The 24,996-nt window shown below is 55.6% G+C and carries 21 protein-coding genes and 5 tRNA genes; 19 read left to right on the forward strand and 7 right to left on the reverse strand.

Features of this window, described 5'->3' with window-relative positions; translation table 11 throughout:
- Positions 1-362: 362 nt before the first annotated feature.
- From AC0CW1_RS03110 to AC0CW1_RS03120, 3 genes are all read left to right on the forward strand, one after another.
- Positions 363-438, forward strand: a tRNA-Lys gene (locus AC0CW1_RS03110).
- 4 nt (positions 439-442) lie between these two features.
- Positions 443-518, forward strand: a tRNA-Thr gene (locus AC0CW1_RS03115).
- 9 nt (positions 519-527) lie between these two features.
- Positions 528-610, forward strand: a tRNA-Leu gene (locus AC0CW1_RS03120).
- Between the two features lie 81 nt (positions 611-691).
- Here AC0CW1_RS03120 and ligD read toward each other — a convergent pair.
- The 3 genes from ligD to ku are packed head-to-tail and all read right to left on the reverse strand — an operon-like array spanning position 692 to position 3,314.
- Positions 692-1,555 carry a non-homologous end-joining DNA ligase gene (gene ligD / locus AC0CW1_RS03125; RefSeq protein WP_488181624.1) on the reverse strand — a complete coding sequence of 288 codons (864 nt, stop codon included), beginning with the start codon at positions 1,553-1,555 and terminating at the stop codon, positions 692-694.
- A gap of 17 nt (positions 1,556-1,572) precedes the next feature.
- Positions 1,573-2,469, reverse strand: a complete 897-nt coding sequence (locus tag AC0CW1_RS03130) for an ATP-dependent DNA ligase (RefSeq protein ID WP_488181625.1) — start codon at positions 2,467-2,469, stop codon at positions 1,573-1,575.
- Between the two features lie 23 nt (positions 2,470-2,492).
- On the reverse strand, positions 2,493-3,314 hold the full coding sequence (gene ku, locus AC0CW1_RS03135) for a non-homologous end joining protein Ku (protein WP_488181626.1): 822 nt from the start codon (positions 3,312-3,314) through the stop codon (positions 2,493-2,495).
- Positions 3,315-3,611: 297 nt separating this feature from the next.
- Here ku and AC0CW1_RS03140 point away from each other — a divergent pair, with 297 nt between their 5' ends.
- Both AC0CW1_RS03140 and AC0CW1_RS03145 read left to right on the forward strand, forming a co-directional pair.
- Entirely contained in the window at positions 3,612-4,343 is a 732-nt protein-coding gene (locus tag AC0CW1_RS03140; protein WP_488181627.1) for a nucleotidyltransferase family protein, read from the forward strand.
- 316 nt (positions 4,344-4,659) lie between these two features.
- Positions 4,660-5,385 carry a zinc dependent phospholipase C family protein gene (locus tag AC0CW1_RS03145; protein ID WP_488181628.1) on the forward strand — a complete coding sequence of 242 codons (726 nt, stop codon included), beginning with the start codon at positions 4,660-4,662 and terminating at the stop codon, positions 5,383-5,385.
- A 100-nt stretch (positions 5,386-5,485) separates the two neighbouring features.
- Here the strand turns inward: AC0CW1_RS03145 and AC0CW1_RS03150 are convergent, their stop codons facing one another.
- Complete coding sequence (locus tag AC0CW1_RS03150; RefSeq protein ID WP_488181629.1) at positions 5,486-6,022, reverse strand: biotin transporter BioY; 537 nt, start codon at positions 6,020-6,022, stop codon at positions 5,486-5,488.
- Positions 6,023-6,160: 138 nt separating this feature from the next.
- On the opposite strand from AC0CW1_RS03150, the gene recD2 reads away from it, so the two are divergent.
- Positions 6,161-8,371, forward strand: a complete 2,211-nt coding sequence (gene recD2, locus AC0CW1_RS03155) for an SF1B family DNA helicase RecD2 (protein WP_488181630.1) — start codon at positions 6,161-6,163, stop codon at positions 8,369-8,371.
- A gap of 146 nt (positions 8,372-8,517) precedes the next feature.
- The gene (locus tag AC0CW1_RS03160; RefSeq protein WP_488181631.1) at positions 8,518-9,228 is read left to right on the forward strand and encodes a FadR/GntR family transcriptional regulator; all 711 of its coding nucleotides are present in this window, start codon (positions 8,518-8,520) and stop codon (positions 9,226-9,228) included.
- Positions 9,229-9,385: 157 nt separating this feature from the next.
- Here the strand turns inward: AC0CW1_RS03160 and AC0CW1_RS03165 are convergent.
- Positions 9,386-9,453: transfer RNA gene (locus AC0CW1_RS03165), tRNA-Tyr, on the reverse strand.
- 111 nt (positions 9,454-9,564) lie between these two features.
- Between AC0CW1_RS03165 and AC0CW1_RS03170 the strand changes: the two genes are divergently transcribed.
- From AC0CW1_RS03170 to AC0CW1_RS03180, 3 genes are all read left to right on the forward strand, one after another.
- Entirely contained in the window at positions 9,565-10,266 is a 702-nt protein-coding gene (locus AC0CW1_RS03170) for a geranylgeranylglyceryl/heptaprenylglyceryl phosphate synthase (protein WP_488181632.1), read from the forward strand.
- Between the two features lie 208 nt (positions 10,267-10,474).
- A tRNA-Ala gene (locus tag AC0CW1_RS03175) sits at positions 10,475-10,550 on the forward strand.
- A 357-nt stretch (positions 10,551-10,907) separates the two neighbouring features.
- Positions 10,908-11,882 (forward strand): polysaccharide deacetylase family protein, encoded by a 975-nt coding sequence (locus AC0CW1_RS03180; protein WP_488181633.1) that lies wholly within the window; start codon positions 10,908-10,910, stop codon positions 11,880-11,882.
- A gap of 155 nt (positions 11,883-12,037) precedes the next feature.
- Here AC0CW1_RS03180 and AC0CW1_RS03185 read toward each other — a convergent pair whose 3' ends face one another.
- Complete coding sequence (locus AC0CW1_RS03185; RefSeq protein ID WP_488181634.1) at positions 12,038-13,624, reverse strand: S-layer homology domain-containing protein; 1,587 nt, start codon at positions 13,622-13,624, stop codon at positions 12,038-12,040.
- Positions 13,625-13,688: 64 nt separating this feature from the next.
- Here AC0CW1_RS03185 and AC0CW1_RS03190 point away from each other — a divergent pair, with 64 nt between their 5' ends.
- Positions 13,689-14,873, forward strand: a complete 1,185-nt coding sequence (locus AC0CW1_RS03190) for a PP2C family protein-serine/threonine phosphatase (protein ID WP_488181635.1) — start codon at positions 13,689-13,691, stop codon at positions 14,871-14,873.
- A 214-nt stretch (positions 14,874-15,087) separates the two neighbouring features.
- On the opposite strand, the gene AC0CW1_RS03195 is transcribed toward AC0CW1_RS03190, so the two are convergent.
- Entirely contained in the window at positions 15,088-15,849 is a 762-nt protein-coding gene (locus AC0CW1_RS03195; protein ID WP_488181636.1) for a hypothetical protein, read from the reverse strand.
- A 177-nt stretch (positions 15,850-16,026) separates the two neighbouring features.
- On the opposite strand from AC0CW1_RS03195, the gene AC0CW1_RS03200 reads away from it, so the two are divergent.
- The 8 genes from AC0CW1_RS03200 to AC0CW1_RS03235 all read left to right on the forward strand — a co-directional run bounded on the left by AC0CW1_RS03200 (position 16,027) and on the right by AC0CW1_RS03235 (position 24,883).
- On the forward strand, positions 16,027-16,674 hold the full coding sequence (locus AC0CW1_RS03200) for a GNAT family N-acetyltransferase (protein ID WP_488181637.1): 648 nt from the start codon (positions 16,027-16,029) through the stop codon (positions 16,672-16,674).
- 18 nt (positions 16,675-16,692) lie between these two features.
- On the forward strand, positions 16,693-17,331 hold the full coding sequence (locus AC0CW1_RS03205) for a CBS and ACT domain-containing protein (RefSeq protein ID WP_488181638.1): 639 nt from the start codon (positions 16,693-16,695) through the stop codon (positions 17,329-17,331).
- 2 nt (positions 17,332-17,333) lie between these two features.
- Positions 17,334-18,506: an acetoin utilization protein AcuC gene (locus tag AC0CW1_RS03210; RefSeq protein ID WP_488181639.1), complete on the forward strand. Its 1,173-nt coding sequence runs from the start codon at positions 17,334-17,336 to the stop codon at positions 18,504-18,506.
- 97 nt (positions 18,507-18,603) lie between these two features.
- On the forward strand, positions 18,604-20,694 hold the full coding sequence (locus AC0CW1_RS03215; RefSeq protein ID WP_488181640.1) for a YgiQ family radical SAM protein: 2,091 nt from the start codon (positions 18,604-18,606) through the stop codon (positions 20,692-20,694).
- Positions 20,695-20,797: 103 nt separating this feature from the next.
- Complete coding sequence (gene rimO, locus AC0CW1_RS03220; protein WP_488181641.1) at positions 20,798-22,135, forward strand: 30S ribosomal protein S12 methylthiotransferase RimO; 1,338 nt, start codon at positions 20,798-20,800, stop codon at positions 22,133-22,135.
- Positions 22,119-22,670: a CDP-diacylglycerol--glycerol-3-phosphate 3-phosphatidyltransferase gene (gene pgsA, locus AC0CW1_RS03225; RefSeq protein WP_488181642.1), complete on the forward strand. Its 552-nt coding sequence runs from the start codon at positions 22,119-22,121 to the stop codon at positions 22,668-22,670. Before rimO ends, pgsA begins: the two co-directional genes overlap by 17 nt.
- A 187-nt stretch (positions 22,671-22,857) precedes the next feature.
- Complete coding sequence (locus tag AC0CW1_RS03230) at positions 22,858-23,391, forward strand: hypothetical protein (RefSeq protein ID WP_488181643.1); 534 nt, start codon at positions 22,858-22,860, stop codon at positions 23,389-23,391.
- Positions 23,378-24,883 (forward strand): AAA family ATPase, encoded by a 1,506-nt coding sequence (locus tag AC0CW1_RS03235; RefSeq protein WP_488181644.1) that lies wholly within the window; start codon positions 23,378-23,380, stop codon positions 24,881-24,883. Before AC0CW1_RS03230 ends, AC0CW1_RS03235 begins: the two co-directional genes overlap by 14 nt.
- The last annotated feature ends 113 nt before the right edge of the window (positions 24,884-24,996 follow it).

Here is a 24,996-nt window from a genome sequence, read left to right on the forward strand (position 1 = left end):
ACGGATACCTCGCTTTACCTATTGAAAGCAAGCCGCTCCCTCATCAGAGGAGCGGCTTGCTTTTATCGTTGACTGCTGCTGAAGTGGTACAGTGGACTCGCAACTTTCATGGATGGAATTTACTGGAGTGCAATTTGGCTTCTGGCCGTAAAAAATGAGGCTGATGTTTTTTTCGAATTGGAAAAAAATACTCGTTGCATTCTCCGTGCGACTGTGTGATAATAATCAACGTCGCCGCTGCGGTTCGGTAAAATCTACCGCGAATCAACAGGCGATAAGCTTCATATGATTGAACCTTTTATCCAACTCGAAGAGTCTAAGCGACAGGCATGAGTTGTTGTTCTCTATTCTTAATTGGGTACGATCCATTAGCTCAGTTGGTAGAGCACCTGACTTTTAATCAGGGTGTCGCTGGTTCGAGTCCAGCATGGATCACCATTTTGCCGCCGTAGCTCAGTTGGTAGAGCGTATCCTTGGTAAGGATAAGGTCACCGGTTCAATCCCGGTCGGTGGCTCCAGCACAATGTGCGAGAGTGGCGGAACTGGCAGACGCGCACGTTTGAGGGGCGTGTGGGCAACCGTGGGGGTTCAAATCCCCCCTCTCGCACCATATAAAAGCAACACCATTTTCCGATGTAGGAAATGGTGTTTTTTGTTTTTTCGCAGCAGCGCATTTTTGGCAACGAAGTCGTTATTTTTGAAGTAAAGGAAGGACCCCTGTGAGAACATTTTTCGTTTCTAGGACTGGTTGGAAGAGATCTCCCATCTGATCAAGCCGATCAAAGATGGTGCGCATCGTAAAGTCTTTCGGCTGCAGATCTGCTGTAACCTCGGACCAGAGCAGAGGTGTCGAAACGGGAGCGCCTGGCACAGGTCGTAAGCTGTATACGCCTGCCAGTGTTTTTCCCCGACCGATCTGCCAGCAGTCGAGGTAGAGCCGGTTGCCGCGATCCCGAATGGGACGAGCGAGGGTTACGCGGGGGTCGGCGGCTTCGATGAATTTGGCGATGGCCACTGCGCACTCCCGTACGGTTTGGTAATCGTAGCTGTCGCCGACAGGCACATAGATGTGCATTCCTGAAGCGCCGGACGTTTTCGGATAAGCGCTCAAACCGAAGGTATCGAGGGCGCTTTTCAGTAGGAGCGCCACCTCCGCAACCGTCTGATAGGACTGGCTTTCATGGGGATCGAGGTCAAAGACCATGCAGGTTGGGTTGTCCAACTTATCTCTCTTTGAGAGCCAGGGATGGATTTCAATACAACCAAGGTTGATCAGAAACAACAAATCCGCCGCATCCTCTACGAGACAGTAGCGGATGCTTTTTCGTTTTCCCTCAGAAGCGACTTCGACGGTGGGCAGCCAGTCAGGACGCGAGGGCGGCGCTTCTTTTTGGTAAAAAAACTTGCCGTCGATCCCGTCAGGATATCGGACGAGCACGAGGGGGAAGCCCTTGAGATGGGGCAGGAGGTGAGGTGAGATTTTGAGGTAGTATTCGAACAGGTCCCCTTTGGTGTAACCCTCCTGGGGCCAGAACACCTTGTCGGCATTGCTCAACAGCAGTTTTTTCTCGTTTAGGGTGACTTCAAGTTTTCCGCCGCGCCGAGGTAGGAAGGATGGCGCAAACGCAGGTCCGGTGTCCACTCGAGGTAGCGGACGCGAACGGAATAGGCCGGGAGGACCGGCGTGTACTCCTTGTCTCCTTGTCCACCCTTGTTCCCCGCCAGGCGGTGGGGGAACAGGCGTTGGTGCCATTGCTCTGCCTCCTTGCTTGTAAGGCCCGAACTCACCGAACCAGCGTAGACCCTTTGCTCCTCGCCAGGGGTGCCGAGGACGAGAGAGGCGACACGGCCCGGCTGGGTTTGGGTGTATCCGATGACGGGACAGGTGATCTCGCGAAAGTTTTTGATTTTTTTCCAGGTGCCATGTTTTTTACCGGGGACATAGGCGCTGTTTTTGTCCTTGGCGACCATGCCTTCCAATCCGAGCGCCTCGATGCCGTGAAAAAAAGCCCTGCCCTCTTCTCGGTGGGACTCGGTGAAGACAACCTGTCCGCCGGCAGCGAGATGGTCTTCCAACAGCATCAACCGCTCATGCAGCGGCAGTTCAAAGAGCGATTGGCCGTTGAGTTCTAGAAGATCGAAAGCCATAAAACGGACGGGATACAAGTGGGCGAGCCGACGGATGGTTGTTTCCGTCCGGGCTTGCTCTCGGCGGAGGACCAGGGGAAAGCTCGGTTTTCCCGAATTGTCGAGGACCACCAGTTCGCCGTCGACGATGCCGTTGTTGCCGGGGCGCAAGATGCTTTGGGACGCCACATCGCTATAGTTGCCGGTAATGTCCCGGCTTTTGCGGTTCTGCAGCCTGACTCGGCCGCTGTCGACAAAAGCCAGCGCCCGAATACCATCCCATTTTACCTGGAAGAGATAGTCGGGGTGATCGAACGGTTCCGGGTGGGGCAGGGGTTCCATCGGCAAGAGTTTCTTTGATGGCCTCATGAGGTCTTGCGTCGGCGCACTTTTTTCGGCGGTTCTGCTTTTTGCTGGGCCTTAGCCTGTTGAATGCTCGCCTTAAGCGCTTCCATCAAGTCGATCACCTTGCCGGCTGTCGGCGCTAGAGGCGCTTCGACGATAGCCTGGCCTTGGACTTTCGCCTCGATGAACTGGCGGATCCGTTCTCGGTGTTCGCTCTTCCACTTTTCGGGATTAAAGGACTCTGTCAAACTCTCGATCAGTTGAACAGCCATCGTTTGTTCCTTATCGGAGACTTCGATGCCCTCGCCCAAGTCCCCCAGGGGCTCCATGGAACGGATTTCTTCCGGGTAGAGCATGGTGTGCATGGCCAAACCTTTGCCATAGACACGCAGGGCCACCAGGGCCTCTTTGGTGCGCAGGATCACCCGCGCCAGGGCGAGGCGATCGGTCTGTTGCAAAGCGTTGCGCAGCAGCGCATAGGCCTTCTGTCCATGCTGATCCGGCGCCAGGTAATAGGTCTTTACAAAAAAAATCGGATCGATGTCTTTCAGGGCGACGAAGGACTGAATATCGATGGCGCGACTTCCTTCCGGGGCCAGGCCCTCCAGTTCTTCCTGGGTGACAATGACATAGCGGCCCTTATCGTATTCAAATCCCTTGACAATCTCTTCCGGCGCCACTTCTCGATCACAGTGAGGGCAACGTTTCTGATACTGGATGGGGTTGTGGCACTCTTTATGGAGGAGGTGAAAGCGCACGTCTTTCTCTTCCGTGGCGGCGAACATCTTAATCGGGATGTGCACCAGACCGAAGCTGATGGCGCCTTTCCAGATGCTTCTCACGATCATTCCCCCGGTTTTTGGCGATATTGTCGCGTGAGGGTAGTATCCCCGTTCTCACTTTTGCTAACAAAGGTAACAAAAAAATTACATTTAGAATGAAAAAACGATGGTAAAATGAGGGTAGGGCTGGAAGTACCAAGGGATAACTAGTATAATATGAGTAGGTCTCCGCAATCTGGATAAGGGTTGTAAGATCAATTGTTTGTTGATGCGAAAGGGGGGGCATATCAGGTACCTTTTTCGAATATATAGAAATGGTACTTTCTTGCTTCTGGAGAAAGGGAGTGTATTCCTAACATGAAAGCCGTAATCATGGCCGGAGGACTGGGAACACGTTTGCGCCCCTTGACGGACAACATGCCGAAACCGATGGTTCCCATTCATGGACGCCCCGCGATGGAGTATGCTGTGATGCTCTTAAAGCGCCATGGCATTACCGACATCGCCGTCACTCTTTGTTACCATCCCAAGATGATCATGAATTATTTTGGCGATGGTTCCCGCTTTGGGGTTCGTTTCGAGTATTTTATCGAAAAAGAACCGCTCGGGACGGCAGGTTCAGTCAAACAGGCGCAAGAGTTCTTGGATGAGACGTTTTTGGCGATAAGTGGTGATGGCATAACGGATATACACCTTGGGAAAATCATCCATTTTCACCAGAAGAAACAGGCGATGGTGACGATGGCGTTGACCTGGGTGGAAGACCCCACTCAGTTCGGCATCGTGATCACCGATGAGGATGGTCGCATACGTCGGTTCATCGAGAAACCGAAACCGGAGCAGGTCTTTACGAACACAATCAATGCGGGAATCTACGTGATTGAACCTGACGTATTTACATACATTCCCGACGGTTTTTATGATTTCTCGAAACAGCTCTTCCCCAGCTTGATGGCCGAAAACATGCCCTTTTATGGGGTGCAGGCAAAAGGGTACTGGAAGGACATCGGCACCATCGAGCAGTATAACCAGGTGCATGTGGATATCAAAAACGGCAAGCTAAATCACGAATACAAGGAAGCGATGTAATCAGACGCCAAGTCCTTGGAGCCAACTCCAAGGACTTTTCTCATGACTGCCCAACGTTGTTTTTCTGTGTATAAAGGGACCGAGTGGAGGGAATAATTCTTAGCGTAGGGGATTACCCCCTTTAGTTCCCCTATGTTTCTCCTCTGGAAGCCCCTTCCCCAGGGGGCTTCCCCCCGTATTGAAAGTCCGAACGATTCGGGCTTTTTCTTTTATCTCATTTCATTAACCTTTCCTTTACCCAGGATTTATCTTGCTTTAACAAGAGACTGCTAGCATGGTTAAGGGCTCCAAGTGCTGAAGGGGGAAGGTGTACAGCTTGCGATTTTTGATTGGCGATCCACCGATCCAGACAGCGGCGCGTTGGTTGCTGGTATCCGCTTCTCCTGTCCAGTCGAAGAACGATGGCGGTCTCGTGGCGGTTACCCATGATTTTTGCTTGAGTCAAGCGAAAGAAATCTTGAGGAACGACGGCTATGAGTCAGAAGCCTGGCAAGTGGCCTATCATCTGGCCCAGTTAAACGAAGGTGTCGCCTTCGTCGACCAGAGTTGGCGTAATGTCGCCCACTACTATAACCCGGTCTCGAAAAGGGGATTGTTTGGCGGTCCTAGCGCCGTCACGGAGATCGAACGGTATTTCCAGCGAGCCGTCAAGCTGTACAAAGAGAAAAAAATCGCCAGAGCGATGTTTTTTCTCGGCGCCGCAAGTCACTTTGTACAGGACCTTTGTGTGCCCCATCACGCGACAGGGGCGATCTTTTCCGGTCATCGCGAGTTTGAACGCTTTGCAGAAGAAAACCGCTACGACTATGCAGTTGCCTGTGCCGGCGCCTATGACTGCCAGAAGCAACCAGGTGATTGGGTCGAAGCAAACGCTCGCATCGCTTATGATTACTTTTCTACTGTCTCTGGAGGAAATAGGCTTGCCTTCGATCAGGCATTGGCAGTGCTTTTGCCCTTAGCTCAGCGGACAACGGCCGGCCTCGTCAAGCACTTTTTCGACATCGTGTCTGCGGAGGAGACGGAAGGTGTTGTCCTTACTTAGCCCAGTTCGGTTCTTACGTTGAATAGCAATAGAAAAGACACCGGGGGAAGTTGAGTTCCTCCGGTGTCTCTTTGTGTCAGCCCATTTACGTTATATTAGTTTATACGAACTGGTGAGCCACCCGCCTGCCGACGGGGAGGGCGACGACGGAAGCTGCAGCCAGCTTGACGAGGTCTGCCGGCAAAAAAGGGTACAAGCCTAACGTCAATGCCTTGCCCAGGGGTACGGAGAGGGCGTACGCTAGGCCGAGGACGCCGGTCGTGTAGATGATGGTCAGTCCGACGGCGCTGATGACGACGTTTCTCGCCAGACTGGCTTTGGTCCAGTGACGGGTCATAAGGCCGCAGGCGATGGTGGCGAGGAGGTAACCGAGCAGGTAGCCACCCTTCGGTCCCAGAAGGACGCCGATGCCGCCGCTGAATTGGGCGAAGACGGGGATGCCGATAGCGCCGAGGAAGAGGAAGACGCTGATGCCGGTGAGGGCGATGCGCAGAGGAAAAATCAAGGGGAAGAGCAGGATGACAAAAACCTGCATCGTGATCGGAACGGGACTGAATGGCAGGGGAAAGGAAAGTTGAGACGAAATAAAGATAATGGCTGCGATGAGAGCGGATAGGGTCATGTCACGGGTGTTCACAGATCACCCACTCCTTTCTGCGTTAACTCAACTCCGATTATGATTGTAATCGCCCCCTGGGCGATTGTCAACGAATAGATTGCAACAGGTTGACAAATCTCCGCGCTACATTCGAACGTGCGATAAGGCGGGTTTTCGTTGGAACAATTGACGGGAGAACTCATTCGCATCCTCTTTCAGCAGGAAGCGTACACAGTTGCAGTATTTAAGGTTGAGTCCCAGCGAGCAACGGCGGTGGGACCGCTGCTTTCCGCCGAGACGGGGTTGGTCTATGCATTGGAAGGGGAGTGGGTGGAACATCCCCGTTTCGGCAGGCAATTTCGCTTCTCCAGTTGCCGCATGCTGCCGCCTTCGACCCCCAAAGCGATGGAAAAGTTTTTATCAAGCGGGCTGATCAAGGGGATCGGCCGCAAAACAGCCAAAAAACTCGTTCGCTCCTTCGGCGCCGATGTGCTGACGGTGTTGCGTGAGGAGCCGCAACGGCTGCTGGAACTGGAAGGGCTCCCGTCGGCCAAGGCGCTGTCCATTTTGGAGTCCTACCAGGAGTTCGCCTTCGGCGAGAACCTGATGGCGTCGCTGAACAGCTACGGTATCGACGGCGATCTCGTCTACCGCATCTTCCGGCGCTACGGTCGCGAAAGCTTGGAGACAATCGAGGCCAACCCTTACCGGCTCGCCTTGGACTTGCGTGTCTCCTTTGACCAGTGCGACCGGATCGCCAACCGTTTGGGATTTCGGGGAGACGAGCCGAAGCGGTTGCAGGCGGCCCTCGTCTACTGCCTCTATCTTGCCCGCGACGAGGGCCATGTGTATCTGCCAGAACCGGAATTGCTTACTCAAACGGAAGCGATCCTGGGGCAGTCGGAGTTGTATCCCGAAGCGCCTGAGCGAAAGAGCTTGCAGGAGCAGGTGATGGCTGCTGCGGAGGCGCAGGTGATTCGCCTGTCTGGCGATGGCTGTTACCTGCCCGAACTGTACCGGGCAGAGCGGTTTGTCGCCCGGGCGTTGCGCCGTTTGTCTGAAGAAGGCGAGGCTTGGCCCATCGATGTGGAATCAGTGATCGCCACTATGGAGGAGGACTTCGGCATCCGCTATGCCGAGGGCCAGAAAGCCGCCTTTTTTGGCGTGGCCAATCATGGACTGACGGTGATCACCGGCGGTCCCGGCACGGGGAAGACGACGATCGTCCGCGGTTTGATCGCCCTTGTCAACCGCGCCCAGCCGAATGCCGAGATCGTCCTCTGCGCGCCGACGGGGAGGGCGGCCAAGCGTCTCGCCGAGACGACGGGGCAGCCGGCTTTTACGGTGCATAAAGCTCTTGGTTTGCGCGGTGGTGAAATGGAGCCCTTTTGGGATGTGGATCCGCTCGAGGCGGATGTAGTCATCGTTGATGAGGTGTCCATGGTCGATATCTCCCTGATGGCCAGCCTGCTCCAGGCGTTGCGTAGAGGCGCCCGGCTGGTGCTTGTCGGCGACCGGGACCAATTGCCTTCTGTCGGACCCGGACAGATCCTGCGGGACATCATCGAGCAGGAGATCGGGGCGATCCTTTGCTTGAATCATATTTTTCGCCAGGCCGAGACATCGGCCATCGTGACGGAGTCGCACCGGATCAAATCGGGTATCCTTCCTGATCTGTCAGGGCGCAAGGATTTCATTTTTCTCCGTCGCAACAGCAGCGTCGAGATGGTCGACGCGCTGCTGCAGACGGTGAGTCGCGCCATTGAGCGGGCCGGTTACGGGCTCGAGGATATTCAGGTCTTGTCGCCGATGCGTTACACGGAGGTGGGCGTATGGAATCTGAACAAGCTGCTGCAGGAGCAGCTGAATCCCATGATCATCGGAAAGAGAGAAGTCAAAGCCGGCGGTCACGTCTTTCGCACTGGCGACAAGGTGATGCAGCTAAAAAATAACTATGAAAAAGATGTATTCAATGGAGATCTGGGGTTTATTGAGGATATACTGTTAAGTGGAGAGGAAGAGGCCGACGAGGATACGATCGTCGTGCGCTTTGACGAGGGGCGCGTCGCTTATGGGCGGTCTGAGTGGGAACAGTTGATGCTCGCCTATGCGACAACGGTACATAAGGCGCAGGGAAGCGAATATCCCGTCGTTGTGATGCCGATGACCCTTCAACACCGGCGGATGCTGCGGCGCAACTTGGTCTATACGGCGGTGACGCGAGCCCGCGACAAGGCGATCCTGATCGGCGTCCCTGATGCGCTGGCTTTCGCGGTGACGAATCAACAGGACTCCTTCCGTTACAGCGGTCTTCCCCGGTACTGGGAGGAAGGAGCGGCAGGCGGGGAATCGGATGATTTCAGGGATTCCGATGAAAACGAAGCGTAAGAAGGGCCAAAATACGCTTTTTTGAAGGAAATGCTAAAAAAAGAAGCGGCTTTTTTCTCGAAAAATTGGTCCGATGGTCTTACCTCTAGGAGGATTTCTCTCAGTGATGAAGAAAGTTTTTGTCACGGGGGAAAGGAAGTGTCGACATGGAATTACGTCCAATCCGCACGCGAAAGATATATGAAGAAATCGTCGTACAGATCAAAGAATTGGTCAAGAGCGGCAGCTTAAAGGCCGGCGACCGTTTGTTGTCGGAGCGAGAGCTGGCAGAGAACCTGAAAGTCAGCCGCGCAGCCGTCCGGGAGGCCTTGAGCGCGTTAGAAGCCATGGGTATCGTTGATATCAAGCCAGGCGATGGCGCCTTCATCCGGCAACCGTCGGAAAACGGCGTGATTGAACCGCTGGCCATGCTGCTGCTCGTGGAGAAGGACCTGCCGCGACAGATTTTAGAGGTCCGTAAGATCATGGAGGTGGGGGCTGCCGGACTTGCCGCTCAGCGGCGGGAAGAAGGGCACCTGAGATCCATGAAAGCTGCTTTGCTACAGATGGAGCAGGATATCCATAAGGGAGATGTGGGGGAAGAGGCCGATTTCCTGTTTCATTTTGCCCTGTCCGAAGCTGCCCACAATTCCTTGCTGTTGCGGTTGATGCAGACCATCTCCGATACCATGCGGGAAACTCAGCGTAGCAGCCGCGTTCAACTGCTCTCCACACCGGGTGTGAGAGAGAGGCTATTGGAGGAGCACCGTGGGATTTTTCTTGCCGTCGAAGCGCAGGATACGGCAAAGGCGCAGGAATTAATGTACGATCATCTACAGCGTGTGGAACAATCGATCTATAAGACGATGGAAAAATGATTTAAAAACAAAAGGCCTTCAGTCAAGAAGACTGAAGGCAGGGTGCCTACGGGTAGGCAAGAGGGATTCGAACCCTTTCGATCCAGGAGCCACGTACCTGCGATCTTAGCCTTTTCTCGCCGAACCAGTAGGGTCATCCAAGGGATGGCGATCAGGGCGCGGATGGTGGGAGTTGAACCCACGTTGGCCAGTTTATAGCCGGTGCTCCTCCGAGAGCACACCCGCTCAATGCCATAGTGTACCTTATTTTTCGGTACAGGTCAAAGTTTTAGATCATTTTTACCTTCGTTATCTACATTTTTTTGAGACGATAAAAGGGAAGGGCTTACGATAACTGTGACGAGACTGATGGTGAAGCTGGATCCGGACCGGCAGCTTGATGATGAGCGACTGAACGTTATTTTGCGTTCTGACGCCGATGCGATTATTGTCGGGGGGACCCAAGGGATTACCCCAGAAAAAGTGAAGGTCTTGTTGGAACGCATCCAGCGATTTCCGAGGGAGATCATCTTGGAAGTCACTGATGCCCGGTGCGTTATCGAAGGCGCTCACCGATACTGGATTCCGGTGGTGTTAAATTCAAGAGATCCCCATTGGATTGTGCGAGCCCATGCCCGGGCGATTCGGCGATGGAAGGATCCCCATGTTACCGACCGGCTGATTCCGGTCGGTTATATTGTTTTGAATGAGGAATCGGCTGTTGCAAGAATGACCGGGGCCGATGCCACGATCGATGATGAAGAACTGATCGGATTATGCCAGGTGGGACATTATCTTTTTCGATTTCCCTTGATCTACATCGAGTACAGCGGCAAATGGGGCTGCATGGAGCGAGTGGCTCGGATCGCCGGACAAGTGCCACAGGTCCCCCTGATTTACGGCGGTGGTATTCGAGAAAGTTGGCAGGCGAGGACAGCGGCCTCGCTCGTCCAGACGGTGGTCGTAGGAAACATGATCTATGACGTGCGTCAGGCTGGAGAACTGGAGTCTCAAATTCGTACGCTTTGTCAGGCGATTCGGACAAGAGAAAGAGGATAAAATTCGATCTTGCGCTTATAGAGTTAAGGTGGTATAGTAGCTTTCGTTGTGATTCTTCAGCCACCAAGCGGCCGATGTTGTTCTTACCAAGGATTGGATGATTGACAGGCGGCTATGCTAGGTGTAAAATGATAGAACACGAAACATCCTATAAAAAATGCACTAACATTTTAGTGGGATGATGGGACGCTGGGAACTCGATAACGATGGGGCTATAGCTCAGCTGGGAGAGCGCTTGAATGGCATTCAAGAGGTCAGCGGTTCGATCCCGCTTAGCTCCACCAAAAAGATAACTTTCCCGCCGTCTTACGGCGGCGGGGTTTGCTCCTTGAAAACTGCACAGAGGATAGGTAAAGCGCAAGCGATTATGGTCGAAGCGACCGATGCCGGCGTAAAGCGGACATGTTCGATTCCAATGATGTGTCAACGATGCCATGCATTGACGATGCGTCAGCGGAACGATAATTCCAGCGAAGCGACGGACAGGGCAGGTTCAAGTCCTGCCCCCGCAACCAAGCTGATGAACAGGTGTTGAAACAGACACCTGTTTTTGTTTTTTATGGGAATAAAATGCGGTAAGGTTAAGTGGAATTATCGAGCAGAATAAACTATAATCAATGATGGGGAAAGGGGTAGAATTTGTGGAGCATAAAATGCGGGATTTGGGGATTCCGCTCATAAAATTATTCATTTTGTCGTTTTCCTTTTTTCTCCTCATCCAGACGGGGATGTATATCGGGCAATTACCGCCAGAAAAAAGAAGTGAACTGGCGATGAACATATTTCCATGGTTGTTCACCGAAGAGGTGGTGGCCATGGCTGGTGAAGTGAATTATCCCATTGATGACGTGGGGTTGACCCAGGGGATCATCTTCTTGGAACAGCAACAACCTCCGGGAGGTTCGGAGTCATCCGCTCCCGCTTCCTCTGAACAGACGAAAAGGCAGATGGAACCCACCGCCAATCAGCCGCCCACTCTCCCTGTAGCTGCGTCTGTGAAACAATTGACCAAGGTGGCTTATCTGACCTTTGATGATGGTCCCAGTGACATTACGCCGCAAGTCCTTGATATTTTGCATAAATATGACGCTCAGGCCACCTTTTTTGTCATCGGTGGTCAGGCTGAGGCGCGCCCTGAGCTTATTCGTAGAATCCATTCAGAAGGCCATTTGATTGGGAATCATACTTATTCTCATCGTTACAGGCAGATATATGCCAGTCCTACCGCTTTTATCCAGGATCTTCAACAGGCGGAAGAGATCCTAAACCGGTTGCTCGATGAGCGCCCGAAACACATTCGCGCCCCCGGAGGTACGCTGGGCAACGTGTCTGGCGAATTGAGCAAGCGATTGAACTCTCAAGGCTATGTGCTTCATGACTGGAATGTGGATTCAAAGGATACGGCGGCGCCCGTTGTGGGAGCCGATTCCATCTACGCCCAGGTCCTGCGGCAGGTCGCTGAAAAGGATAACGCTGTGATCCTCTTCCATGACGGCCCTGGGAAAATTACTCTGCCGAATGCTCTTCCCGCGATTATCGAAGAACTAAAAAAACAAGGCTTTGTCTTTAAATCGTTGGATCAGATTGAAAGGCCAGTCGTCATGCATCATTATTAACGCCCACTGGAGTTGAATGCAAAGACAGATTAGGTACTGAAAAGGGCCGACCTCAAGAGAGGTCAAGCCCTTTTCAGATCTGCAGATTGACGAAAAAAGACGACGATAATGAGAAATCTGGCAGCGTCGGGGGGAATGACGCTGCCAGATTTATTCTAGTATAGACGGATTACAGGCTTAGTTCGTTGGATCAGTACGGCCAATTCTGCTCGCGTCATCGACTGATCCGGATGGAATGAACCGTCACTGAAACCTGTCAGCCACCCGCGGGAGGTTAAGGCAGCGATCGCTTGGTTTGCGTAGTGGCTAGACGGTACATCCGAGAACCGGGAGGAAACGGGCACATTCGGAATCGAGTAGGCCCGTTGCAGCAATAAGGCCAGTTCGGCCCGGGTCATCGTATCATCCGGTGAGAAGAGACTGGCGCCGCGTCCTTTGATTAAACTGGCTTTGACGGCGCGGGCGATGGCGTCTTTGGCCCAGTAATCACTGGGAACGTCACGGAAGGAGATGGATGAGCCGGCAGGCAATTGCAGATGACGGGCGATCAGTTGCACTGCTTCGGCACGGGTGATTTTGCGATCAGGGCCAAAATTTCCGTCGGAAGAGCCGGAGAGCAAACCTTGTTTGACTAGTTCACCGATTTCCTTGGCTGCCCAATGCTCCTGCGTGTCTGAAAACTTTAACTCTTGCAGCCAAGGTTGGAAGCTGTCCCAGAGCTGCGGGTCTTCCAAGCCGAGGCGCCAGCCTGCAACGCCAGCCAAGCCGTAGACATGAACCAGCCGCATTTTGGCTTGTAGTGTAGCCCTGTTGTCGAGCCATAGTTCGTTTTGACCATTCGCTGCCGAGAAACGCAGGCGGAAGGCGCCCTGTTCTGCAACCCACTCGATGGGCGCTCCATGCTCAGCTGAGAGGCGAAGGGCGCGATCATAACCGACGCCATTGCCGTTCTTTCCGTTTATCCAGTAGCGTCCGTAGAGGGGAATGCCAAGGATCAGTTTTTCCGACGGAATAAGGGTCCTCATGTAGCGGGCGACCTTTTCCACCCAGCCGAGGGAGGCCACCGGGCCCGGTTGGGAGGTGGCCCAGTGCTCATCGTAGGCCATGACGATCACCTTGTCGACGATGGCGCCGATGGCCTTATAGTCATAGGCGTCCGACCAGTTGCCTGTGTTGGCCTTTGTGGCTGGCGCGACGGCGACGGAGAGCCTTTTGCCTTTGGCATGGAGAGGACCGGCCAAAGCTTGCAAAAAAGCCACATAGGCGCTCCTTTTTGAGACGCTGAAATTCTCCAGATCGATATTGAGACCATCGACGCCGGTCTGGTCGACGAAGGCGACCAGTTCTTTGGCGAGAGTGGTCAACCGTTGCGGCGACAAGGCGGCGTCACCGGCGATCCGGTCAAAATTGTTCGTCAAAAAAGGAGCTCCTTTCAATCCACGGTTGTGTAGCCATTGCAGCAGTTCCGGATCGGCATGGGTCGTCAGGCGGCCTTCTTGGTTCACCTCTAGCCACGGCAGAAAGACGCCGTCAATATTCCCACGGCTCTTCGTCATCTGTTGCTGGTAGGCAGCGCGACTGCCACCGAAAAGGTAAACATAAGCCTCTTTATCGCCTTTGGGGGCCCATGATTCGGCCCCCCAAAGGCGATCAGGCCCCAATGACAACGATAGGGGAGATAATAACGAAAGGAGTGTGAGGGTGAAACAGAGGAAGCCAATGAGCCAAGCGCGTGTTCTCATGGCGGACCTCCCGTACAATGTGATATAATGATAGAAGGAATTGCCTTTCAAGGAGGGCATCTTGGTGTTTGAAGAAACCTGGGAATCGAGCGCCCAGATCCTGGTCGTGGACGATGTTGTGACCAACGTGGAATTGATGCGTTTGCAGTTGACCCGGGCCGGTTACCAGGTGCTTACCGCTTTTAACGGGGAGCAGGCGCTTGAATCGATAAAAAGAACATTGCCCGACCTGATCCTGCTGGACGTGATGATGCCGGGGATGAACGGCTTTGAGGTTTGCGCAAAGCTGAAAGAGGATCCCCATACGCAACTGATTCCCGTGGTTTTGGTCACCGCCCTTCATGAAGTGGAAGACCGGATTAAAGGGATTGAAGCTGGCGCCGACGATTTTATCAGCAAGCCCTTTAACCGGGTGGAACTGCTAACGCGGGTCCGATCGTTGCTTCGCATTCGCAAGCTGTACCGTCAATTGGAAAAAAACTACCAAGAGATCGAATCAAAGAACGCCATTCTCACGGAAGAGCTGAGAATGGCTCGCCATGTCCAGCAGCACCTGTTGCCGACGGGATATCCCTCGATGGAACGGTTGGACTTTGAAGTGACCTATCGTCCCACCATTGAGATCGGCGGCGATTTTTACGACTTCATCACCGTCAATCAAGACGAGGTTGGCGTTTTCGTTTCCGACGTGTCCGGTCATGGCGTCTCGGCGGCCATGTTGACCATGGTGATCAGCACCATGATGCGCTCCATCACCCAGGAAACCCTTGCGCCGGGGCAGGTGCTCGACCGGTTGAACTTGCAGTTCGGAAAAATGGTGGAGGGCGAACTGACAGGGACTTTCGTCACGGCCTTTTCCCTGCTCGTCAATCAGGCGACCGGTCGGGTGCATTACGCCAACGCCGGCCACCCCAGCCCCCTGTTGCTGCGTGGGGATAGTGACAAGGTAGAAAAACTCGATACAGACGGCTTTCCTTTGGGGCTTTTCGATACGGCAGAGTATGAATCGAGGGAGGTTGACATCCGTCCAGGTGACAAGCTGGTCTTGTATACAGACGGCATCTATGATGTCGTCAACGAGCGCAAGGAGTGTTTTGGATTCAGTCGTTTTGAGGCGCTCGTCAAAGAACTCCGTTATTTGTCGGCAAAAAAAATGGCCGAGGCGATCATGGGTCGGATCAGCGCATTCGCCCAGCAGATGGTCCAGCCTGATGATATCTGCCTTGTTGTAATTGAACACCTCAGATAATATGCAAACATTCAATAATGTTACAGTGCGAATTTCGACTGAAATGAATTGAATGTATTGCAATCCAAACGTACTTACTACATTCAATTCGTGCCCAGATGATTTTTTTGACCTTTTTTATCCCAACAAAAAGTGGCAAACCCTTTGCCTGCGGGTATGCCACTTTTGTATATCCTTATTCCTTGAGTACGAGTTACCAATCCGGCTCCGTCTGTTACCGGCTAGAACTTTCCGCAGTTTGTTCTGACGGGCTTTGCGCCTGCGGTTTCGTGGACGGTGTGACCGTTGGCTTGGGTGGGGCCTTGGCGTTGCCAGAAGTCGGGCTAGAGGGGGCCGGCGCAGGGTTGCCGCCCGCTGTGGCAGGCGCCGTCCCTTGGGGCGCAGGGAAAAGGTTGGCTACTGGCTGCGCGATGGCTTCGATGTGACCCAAGGTGCGCGTCTTTTCGCCATACTCGAAGGTGACAGGGTCTTTCCATTGGAGAGCCTTCCATTCGTCACTGGCGGGCGCAGCCATGGCGACGATCTGATCGCCGATCTCCAGCCGGATTTCAACGGCGTCGCCCATTTCGACGCCTTTCAGGTACTTCCCTTCCCCGAAGGCGGGGTAGGCGGCGTCGTAGTAGGCGTAGTAGGCGTCCAGTGATTTGATCGTCAGCCCTACCGTTTCAGCCAGAAAGAGGACGACCAGGCTGAGCAGGGTCGCTTTCAAGCGCCAGTACCCGCTGTCATTCATGGGAGGGCGTTCAGCGGCCAACTGGTAGGTGGCGCGAAAAGCCAGCACCGTGACAGAGACGCAAAAGGCCAGGAAAAAGGCCAAACTCAAGTCCTGGTAATAGCGTCCGGCCATCGTTTCCCAATAGGTAGGGGGAGTCGATAGCTTCCATTGGATATAACCGTAGAAACAAAGGGCGATAGCCACAGCCAAGAGCCATCCGCCGGCAAGTAAAGCCAGGAGAAAACGCAAAGGGTCTTTCACTTTGACCCGCCGCCGAGTACGATTTCGAGTCGCCGATGACCGAGTTCGACGCTGCAGTCGATTTCACCCCCATAGTGATTTGGATTTATCGACAATTGTCTTGTTATTCCTTCGCTGCCCTGATAAAAACTCCTGCTTTGCGTCAAACCTTGACGGCAGGAGATGATAAATTGGAAGGTGGGGGTTAAGATTACGGTAGAAAAAGTGCAGCGGAAGCCGCGCATCATCCAGATGGGGCGAGGAAACGTGACCATCTCTGGTCCCGTCAAGGCTGAAGCGATCCTTCACTACGAGATGGATGAGGGGCTCTGTGCCTTTCGTCCCCCCAAAGAGCAGCAGAAGGCGCTGGCGGAGATCGCCCGCCTGCCCGAGGGGCAGGTGATCATCGCCGTCCATGGCGAGCAGATCATCGGCTATGTGACCTTTCATCGGCCGGAGGAGTTTGAACGTTGGGCGCACAATCAGGTTCCTGGCATGCTCGAAATGGGAGCGATTGAGACCAGCAAGCAGTGGCGGGGCTTGCATATCAGTAGCCACCTGTTGGATGTAGCCTTCGGCGAAAGCGCCTTAGAGTCCTTTGTGATCATCGCCACTGAGTATTACTGGCACTGGGATTTAAAGGGGACTGGTCTCTCGGTGTGGGAATATCAGAAGTTTCTTGAAAGTCTCTTTAACCGCGTCGGCTTGCGCCGGGTTGGCACCGATGAACCGGATATCCTGGCTCATCCGGCCAACATGCTCATGGCCCGCGTGGGCCGGTCGGTGCCGCAGGAGACGGTACTGCTCTTTGAAGAATCGCTTTATCAAAACCGGTGGATGTTTTGACGGGGAGGCGTAGTTCAGATGCTTGTTGAGGATATCATGATCCGTCAGGTCCATGTGGTTAGCTCGGAAACGACGGTCCTGGAGGCGCTAACACTGGCGGAACAGATACGGGTGCGCCATCTGCCGGTGGTGGATGATGGACGGCTCGTTGGCATTATTTCGGATCGGGACCTGCGGGATGTGAAGCCCTCTATACTGGAAGCGGATAATCTGGAGATTCTCTCATCCACGCGGGTCAAGGACATCCTACATACCTCCCTCGTCACCGTCCATCCTCTAGACGCCATTGAAGACGCGGCGAAAATGCTCTATGATCACCGCATCGGCTGTCTGCCCGTTGTGCAGGCCGGAAAGTTAGTTGGGATCATCACCACGACCGATCTGCTGCATGCCATCGTCGATATGATGGGTATGGGACAACCGGGATCCTATCTGGAGATAGAGGTGCCCGATCGCCCCGGAGCGTTTCTCGACATCGCGGCGATCGTCAAAAGCCACGGCGTCAACATCATCAGCATCTTCGTCAATCCCGCCCGCCAACGGGACAGACGGGTCATCTCCCTGCGCATCGCCACTTTTGATCCCCGGCAAATCATTCAGGAGATTGGAGAGGCTGGTTATGCTGTCGTATTCCCGATCGCGTTGAAGGGGGGATAGGCATGGGAAGACCGCCTCTTTTGATTTACTCGCCCGATTTTCACGCCTACCAGTTCGGACCGGAACACCCCTTCCATCCCTTGCGACTTGAGGTGACGGTCGATTTGCTCCGCCGCTGCGGTTTGATTGCGCCGGAGCAAATCGTGCCGCCAGAGGCGTGCACCCGGGAGGAACTGCAGCCGGTCCATTCGGAGGCCTTGTTGGACGCCATCGAGGGGGCCGGGGAAGGCCAGCTTTCTCCGGAAAAGCTGCGACCCTATGGCTTGGGCGATGATGATACGCCCGCTTTTCCCGGCATGGGCGCCGCCACTCGCCTTGTGGCTGGGGCCACTCTGCAAGGGGCAAAGCTGATCATGGAAGGAAAAGCGGACCATGTCTTTCAGATCGCCGGGGGATTGCACCACGGTCACCGCAACCGGGCTTCCGGTTTCTGCGTCGTCAATGACGCCGCCGTGGCCATCGCCTATCTTCAGCGGCGCTTCGGCCTGAAAGTGGCTTATATCGACACGGACGCCCATCACGGCGACGGCGTCCAGTCGATCTTTTATGATGACCCGACGGTGTTGACCATCTCCATACACGAGACGGGCCGCTACCTCTTCCCGGGGACAGGCAATGTGGAGGAGCGGGGCCGTTTCGACGGTTACGGTTTTTCTTTCAACATCCCCCTTGAGGCGTACACAGAGGATGATTCCTTTATCGAACTCTACGAGCGCGCCGTTGAGCCCTTGATCGAGGCGTTTCAGCCGGATCTGCTGATCACTCAGAACGGCTGTGACGCCCATTACCTCGATCCGCTGACCCATCTGGCGTTGACGACGCGCAGCTTTGAAGCTGTTCCCCGACTGGCCCACCGTCTCGCCCACACCTACTGCCAGGGACGCTGGTTGGCTTTAGGCGGCGGCGGCTACGACCACTGGCGGGTTGTCCCTCGGGCTTGGTCGTTGCTCTGGGCTGAGATGAATGACCAGGTTCCGGCAGTGGAGATCCCGAAGGATTGGCTGCTGCGCTGGCAGTCGCAGAGCCCCGTTTCCTTGCCCTCTCGCATGCGCGATGAGCCGGGCGAGTATCCACCCATTCCGCGCCGGGCGATCATTGAGGATAAAAACCAAGTCACCTTGCAGCGCGCCATGCGCGATGCAGTGGACCTGATCCGCTCGCGCAACGCGCCGTGAGGCGCCGAACATCGAATAGAGCATAACTTTTCACGCCTCTTTCCAGACGGGCGACATAATCCTTTGGGCAGACTACCAGGGAAGGGAGGTTGTTCCCATGGCTGCGCCATTTTTACCGCTTTCCAAAGCAGAGATGAACGAACTCGGTTGGGACGCCTGCGACTTCGTCCTGGTCACCGGTGACGCCTATGTCGATCACCCCAGCTTCGGGGCAGCCATCATCGGTCGTGTCCTCGAGAGCCGGGGATACCGTGTCGGCATCATCAGCCAGCCTGACTGGCGGGATGCTCGGACCTTCAAGGTCTTGGGCCGACCGCGCTTGGCCTGGCTGGTGACAGCTGGCAATCTCGATTCCATGGTTAACCACTATACGGCGGCGAAGAAGCGCCGTTCGGAAGACGCCTACTCGCCGGGTGGGCGCGCTGGATTGCGGCCGGATCGGGCCAGCCTGGTCTACGCCCACCGTTGCCGGGAGGCGTATAAGGAGCCGCCGATCATTCTCGGCGGAATCGAGGCCAGCCTGCGCCGGTTCGCCCACTACGACTACTGGGATGATAAGGTTCGCCGCTCTGTGCTTGTCGACGCGAAGGCTGACCTGCTCGTCTATGGTATGGGCGAGGAGCCGATTGTGGCCTTGGCGGAAGAACTGGCCAAGCGACGGGCAGGGGAGGACTTTGAACACCCCCTCGGAGCCAGGACTGCTGGGGTCTGCTATCTCGCGACTGATCTAGCCGCCATTCCCGGCGAGGCCCCGCTCGTGCTCCCCGGCTTTGATGAGGTGGCCAACGACAAATGGGCCTACGCCAAGGCTTTTCAAGTCCAGGAACGGGAGCAAAACCCCGTCGACGGTAAGACGCTCGCCCAGCCCCACGGGGAACTGTACCTGGTGCAGAATCGCCCCGCCCGCCCGCTAACGACAAAAGAGATGGATGCCCTTTACGATCTTCCCTTTGCGCGCCAGCCTCATCCTGCATATGAAGGTATGGGGGGCGTGCCGGCTCTGGAAGAGGTGGAATTCAGCCTCACCGCCCAGCGGGGCTGTTTCGGCGGTTGCTCCTTCTGCGCCCTCACCTTCCACCAGGGACGGATCATCCAAGGGCGCAGCCACAACTCCCTCGTCCGCGAGGCCCGACAGTTGATCCATTCCCCGCGTTTCAAGGGCTATATCCACGATGTGGGCGGACCGACGGCCAACTTCCGCCGACCAGCCTGCAAGAAGCAGGGCAAGGTGGGCGCCTGTCGCGACCGCCAGTGCCTCCATCCTAAACCTTGCCCCAATCTGGAAGTCGATCACGGTGACCTGCTTGACCTGCTGCGCAAGCTGCGCGCCCTGGAAGGAGTCAAGAAGGTCTTTATCCGTTCGGGATTGCGCTTTGACTACCTGATGGCTGACAAACCGGCCCGGCGGCGCGAGTTTTTAAAAGAGCTCTGTGAGCATCATGTGAGCGGCCAGTTAAAGGTGGCCCCAGAGCACGCCTCGCCGAAGGTGCTCCGCCAGATGGGCAAACCAGGCATCGACGTCTATGAGGCGTTTAAAAAGGAATACGAGCAGGCCAACAAGGAACTGGGCAAGGAACAGTACCTGGTCCCCTATCTGGTGTCGAGCCACCCCGGCTCGGACGTTCATGAAGCTATTGAACTGGCCGAACGTTTGCGCGACTGGGGATGCCATCCCGAGCAGGTCCAGGATTTCATCCCCACGCCCGGTAGCCTGTCGACTTGCATCTATTACAGCGGCATCGACCCGCGGACGATGGAACCAGTCTATGTGCCCCGTTCACCGAAGGAAAAAGCCCGACAACGGGCGCTGCTCCAGTTCCGCCGACCTGAAAACTATCCGTTAATTTACCAGGCCCTGCGCGCTGCCGGGAGGATGGACCTGGTCGGACACGGACCCAGCGCCTTGATTCGGCCGCCTCGCCCCGGCATGAGCGATGGCCGTGAAGAGGGGGGACCGGCGCGAAAAGGGCAGCGGGGTCTCACAGGGAAAAAAGCGACGGCAAGCGCCAGTCAGGGGACTGGCAGATCGATGGGAAAGGCTGCCGGTAAACCAGCGGGCAAAGGGTCCGAAAGAGCATCTGGGAAAGCGAGCGGCGGTGTGACCGGAAAGGCTGGCAATAAGGCTGGTGGCAAAGGGATCAATAAGAGGAATGGTCAAGGGAGCGGGCCCAAAGGACGCTCTTTTTGACAGCGTCGCCGCCTTCCGTTATACTAATAAATTAGCGAGCGTCATCCTTACACGCCGGGATGGATGGCGCGCTATTTCTTTTGCGGGGAAGGGCGGAAGCGATTTGATGATGAAAGTGCACATCACCAGCTTGGGCTGCGCGAAAAACCGTGTCGACACAGAAGTAATGATGGGGTTGCTACGCGAGGCCGGCTATGAATTGACGCAACGGGAAGAAGACGCCCATGTCCTGCTGGTCAACACCTGCGGCTTCATCCTCCCCGCTAAGGAAGAGTCGATCCAGACCATCCTTGAACTGGCCCGTTACAAAGAGACCGGCCGGTGTCGGGCACTGCTCGTGGCGGGGTGCCTCCCCCAGGGTTATGCGAGCGAACTGTCGGCAGAACTGCCTGAAGTGGATGCCTTTTTCGGTCCCGGCGATGTGCCGCGCGTGGCCACATTCGTCAACGACGCGCTCAAGGGCAAGCGCTCTCTGGAAGTGGGAACGCCGGATTTTCTCTATGACCATACAATGCCTCGGGTCCTCTCGACCCCCTTTCATTATGCTTACGTGAAGATCGCCGACGGTTGCGACAACCGCTGCGGCTATTGCGCCATACCGGAATTGCGCGGGCGCTTTCGCTCGCGCAGCGAGGAATCGATCGTCCAGGAAACGCAATCCCTTGTCGACCGGGGCATCCAGGAGGCCCTGTTGATCGCCCAGGATACGACCCGCTACGGCGTTGATCGCTACGGCGAGTTCCGTCTGCCGCGACTGATTCGCGAACTGGCTCCGATCGAAGGCTTGCGCTGGATCCGGTTGATGTACTGCTATCCCTCTCACTTTACGCCCGAATTGATCGAGGCGATGGCTGCCGAACCTAAGGTCTGCCGCTATGTGGACCTGCCGCTGCAACATGCCAATGACGAACTGTTGCGGTCCATGAACCGTCACGCCAGCATCGCCGAGATCCGCCGATTGGTCCAGACCTTGCGGAATCGCCTGCCGGGGTTGGCCATTCGCACCTCCTTTATCGTCGGTCTGCCTGGGGAGACGGAAGAGATGTTTCAAAACCTCCTCGATTTTCTCGCTGAGATGCGTTTCGACCGGGTCGGTGTATTTACATACTCCCGGGAAGAGAATACGCCGGCGGGGAAACTGGCCGATCAGGTGCCCGAGGAGGTCAAAGAGGAGCGCTATCACCGGGCGATGGCCTTGCAGCAAGAGATTTCCTTATCCATTCAACAGGAGTGGGTGGGCAGGACGCTCGATGTTCTCGTTGAGGAAGAGGTTGCCCCTGGGCTCTACCGGGGACGGAGCGAGCGGGAGGCGCCGGAGGTCGATGGCCATATTGAATTCAAGAGTCGCCACCGGATGGCCGGTGAATGGGCCAAAGTCCGGATCACCGCTGCCAGCCACTACGACCTGATGGGGGAAGCGATCGATGAACCTGGCGAATAAGGTCACCCTGACAAGGATCCTCTTTGTCCCCCTCTTTATGGTCATCTTGTTCATCCCCAAGGTGCCCTACCGGGAGTTTCTGGCAGCCGCCGTATTCATCCTGGCTGCCGTGACCGACGGCTTGGACGGCTATATCGCCCGGTCGCGTAAACAGATTACCCGTCTCGGCACCTTCCTCGATCCCCTGGCCGACAAGCTGCTGGTCACAGCAGCGCTTATTTCCCTTGTTCAGTTAGGAAAATTATCTGCCTGGGTGGCCGTGATCATCATCGGCCGGGAATTTGCCGTCACCGGCTTGCGGGCCATTGTGGCGGCAGAAGGCCATACGGTGGCAGCCAGCAAGCTTGGCAAGCTGAAGACCGTTTTTCAAATCATCACCATCGTAGCCATGCTGATCGATGAAGTCCTCAGCTTCGTCATTCCGTTGCCGATCACTGACATCATCCTTTATCTCACCGTCTTCTTCACCCTCTGGTCCGGTGTCGATTATTTTGTGAAAGCCAAGAAGTATCTGAAAAACCGCTTGGAGGCGTGAGCGAGCAAAAAAGTGACCTGCAAGAGGGTCACTTTTTTCACAGCACCTACTCACGGCTCGCCGTTGATTCCCACCTGTTCCCTAATGAAAAACCCCTCTAAAAGGCGTATAATCATCATGCGAATAGTGGAAATAGGGACCTGCAAAGGTCCCTTGTTTTTCTTGGGGGAAGGGGAGGATTTGAGAGATGAAAGGGATTAAACCGCTGTGGGTGGCGCTTTTTGCTGCCGTCGCTCTGGCGTTGCTCTGGGGTGCCGAGTCGGCCTACAGCCATTTCGGGGTGGAACAGCCGCTGAAAGAGGCGATCGCTGCTGCGGCGCCCGGCGCCGTCGTCGAGAACCACAGCGAAGAGACAGCAAAAACAGTCGTCGAGGTGTCGCCGGTGCTTGTCAATGACTTGGGAGAAACTCACCGGCAAGTGAACAAGCTTGTCCGACAGCATCTGGGGCCGGAGGCGCAGGCGCAGTTGAAGGACAACCCTGACGAGACGAGTTGGAAGCTTTGGGAACAGGTGCAGTTCCCGCTCTTTCAAGGGATCGCCACCGGCAACTATACAGAGATGAAAAAGCAGATTGACACCATCGGAGCGGGCGCATCGTCGGCTCAGGTTGATGTCTCCTTAGACGAAGAGAATGTGTACCTGCGGATCGTCAACGGTGATCACTTTTTGTACCGGATCGTGACACGGGAAGGGGGGGGGAGCGGCGATGAACCGTTCTGACATCCTGCAGTACTGGAAAGAAGCGATCCTCGGTTTCGTCGTCGCCCTGGCTATCTTCCTTTCTTACCGGTTGATGAACCCGTTGCCGCTGTTCATCGCCTTGTCGAGCGGCTTTTTGGCCTACTTTCTCTTGGAACGGCAAGGGATCGGCCAGGGGGGAGGGCTTGGCGATTACGTTGCTCCAACGGCTTTCTCTTTCGATGATATCGGCGGACAGGCCGTCGCCAAGCGAGAACTGATCGAGGCCCTCGACTTCATGGTTCATAGCGCCGCCACGGCGGAACTAGGTATCCGCCCACTGAAGGGCATCCTGCTCTGCGGCCCGCCGGGAACAGGGAAAACCCTGCTGGCTAAGGCGGCTGCCGCCTATACGGACAGCGTCTATCTGACCTGCTCCGGCAGTGACTTCATCGAGGTCTATGCCGGCGTTGGTGCCGGTCGCGTCCGCAGCCTCTTTAAACGGGCGCGGGAACAGGCGAAAAAGCAGGGGAAAAGCGGCGCCATCATCTTTATCGATGAGATCGATGTCCTCGGCGCCAAGCGCGGCGGTGACCGGGGCCATTTGGAGTATGAGCAGACTTTGAACGCCCTGCTCGTCGAAATGGACGGGCTGAAAGCGGACGATCCCATCCGGGTGCTCTTGATCGGCGCCACCAACCGGCCTGATCTGCTCGACGCGGCCCTGATGCGGCCCGGCCGTTTTGATCGCCAGATTCAGGTGGACCTGCCTGACAGGGAGGGACGCAAGCATATCCTGCAGATCCACATGCGCAATAAGCCGATGGCGCCTGATGTGGATCTGGAAGCTGTCGCCCGGGAGACGATCGGCTTTTCCGGCGCTCAGTTGGAGAGTGTGGCCAACGAAGCAGCCATCCTTGCCTTGCGGGCCGGAGACAAGGCGATCAATGGCAACCAGTTGAAGGATTCCATCGAAAAGGTGCTCATCGGCGAAGCAGGCGACCGCAAGGCCATTGAGGAAGAACTGTGGCGCGTCTCCGTTCACGAGACGGCCCATGCGCTCTTGAGCGAGTGGGAGCGGCCTGGTTCGGTGGCCCGCCTGACCATCTCGCCGCGGGGACGGGCTCTTGGCTACCTGCGCCAGGTCCCCCCGGAAGAAAAGGTGCTTGACACCTACAGCGACCTGATCGGCGGCATCCGCGTCGCCCTGGCCGGCCTGGCGGCGGAGCAGCTCGTTTTCGGCGAAGGCTCCTCGGGCGCCCGCCAGGATTTGGCCAACGCCTCTCAACTGGCCCTGCGGATTATCCTGTCAGGCCTGTCTGATCTGGGGCCGGTCGATGGCAATGAGATCCCGGAGACGGTCCGTTTCCGTGAATTGGGTCGGATCATGAAGCGGGAGCAGGAATTCATCGCCGAGGCGCTGCGGTTGCATCGGGATCTCCTGGAGGGCATCGCCCGTTGCCTGCGGGAGAAAGAGACCCTCTCAGGAGAGGAGTTCCGGCAGCAGATGAGTGAGCTTGCCAGGACGGCTTGAATAAAGATATGAAATAGCCCGCTCCTTTATTTTGAGGAAGCGGGCTATTTTTTACGCCTTTGGTGTGCGCAGCTACTGGCTCGCCCTGCTTGGGCCAAGAGAGGTTGCCCCAG

This window comes from Heliomicrobium sulfidophilum, from assembly GCF_057715735.1.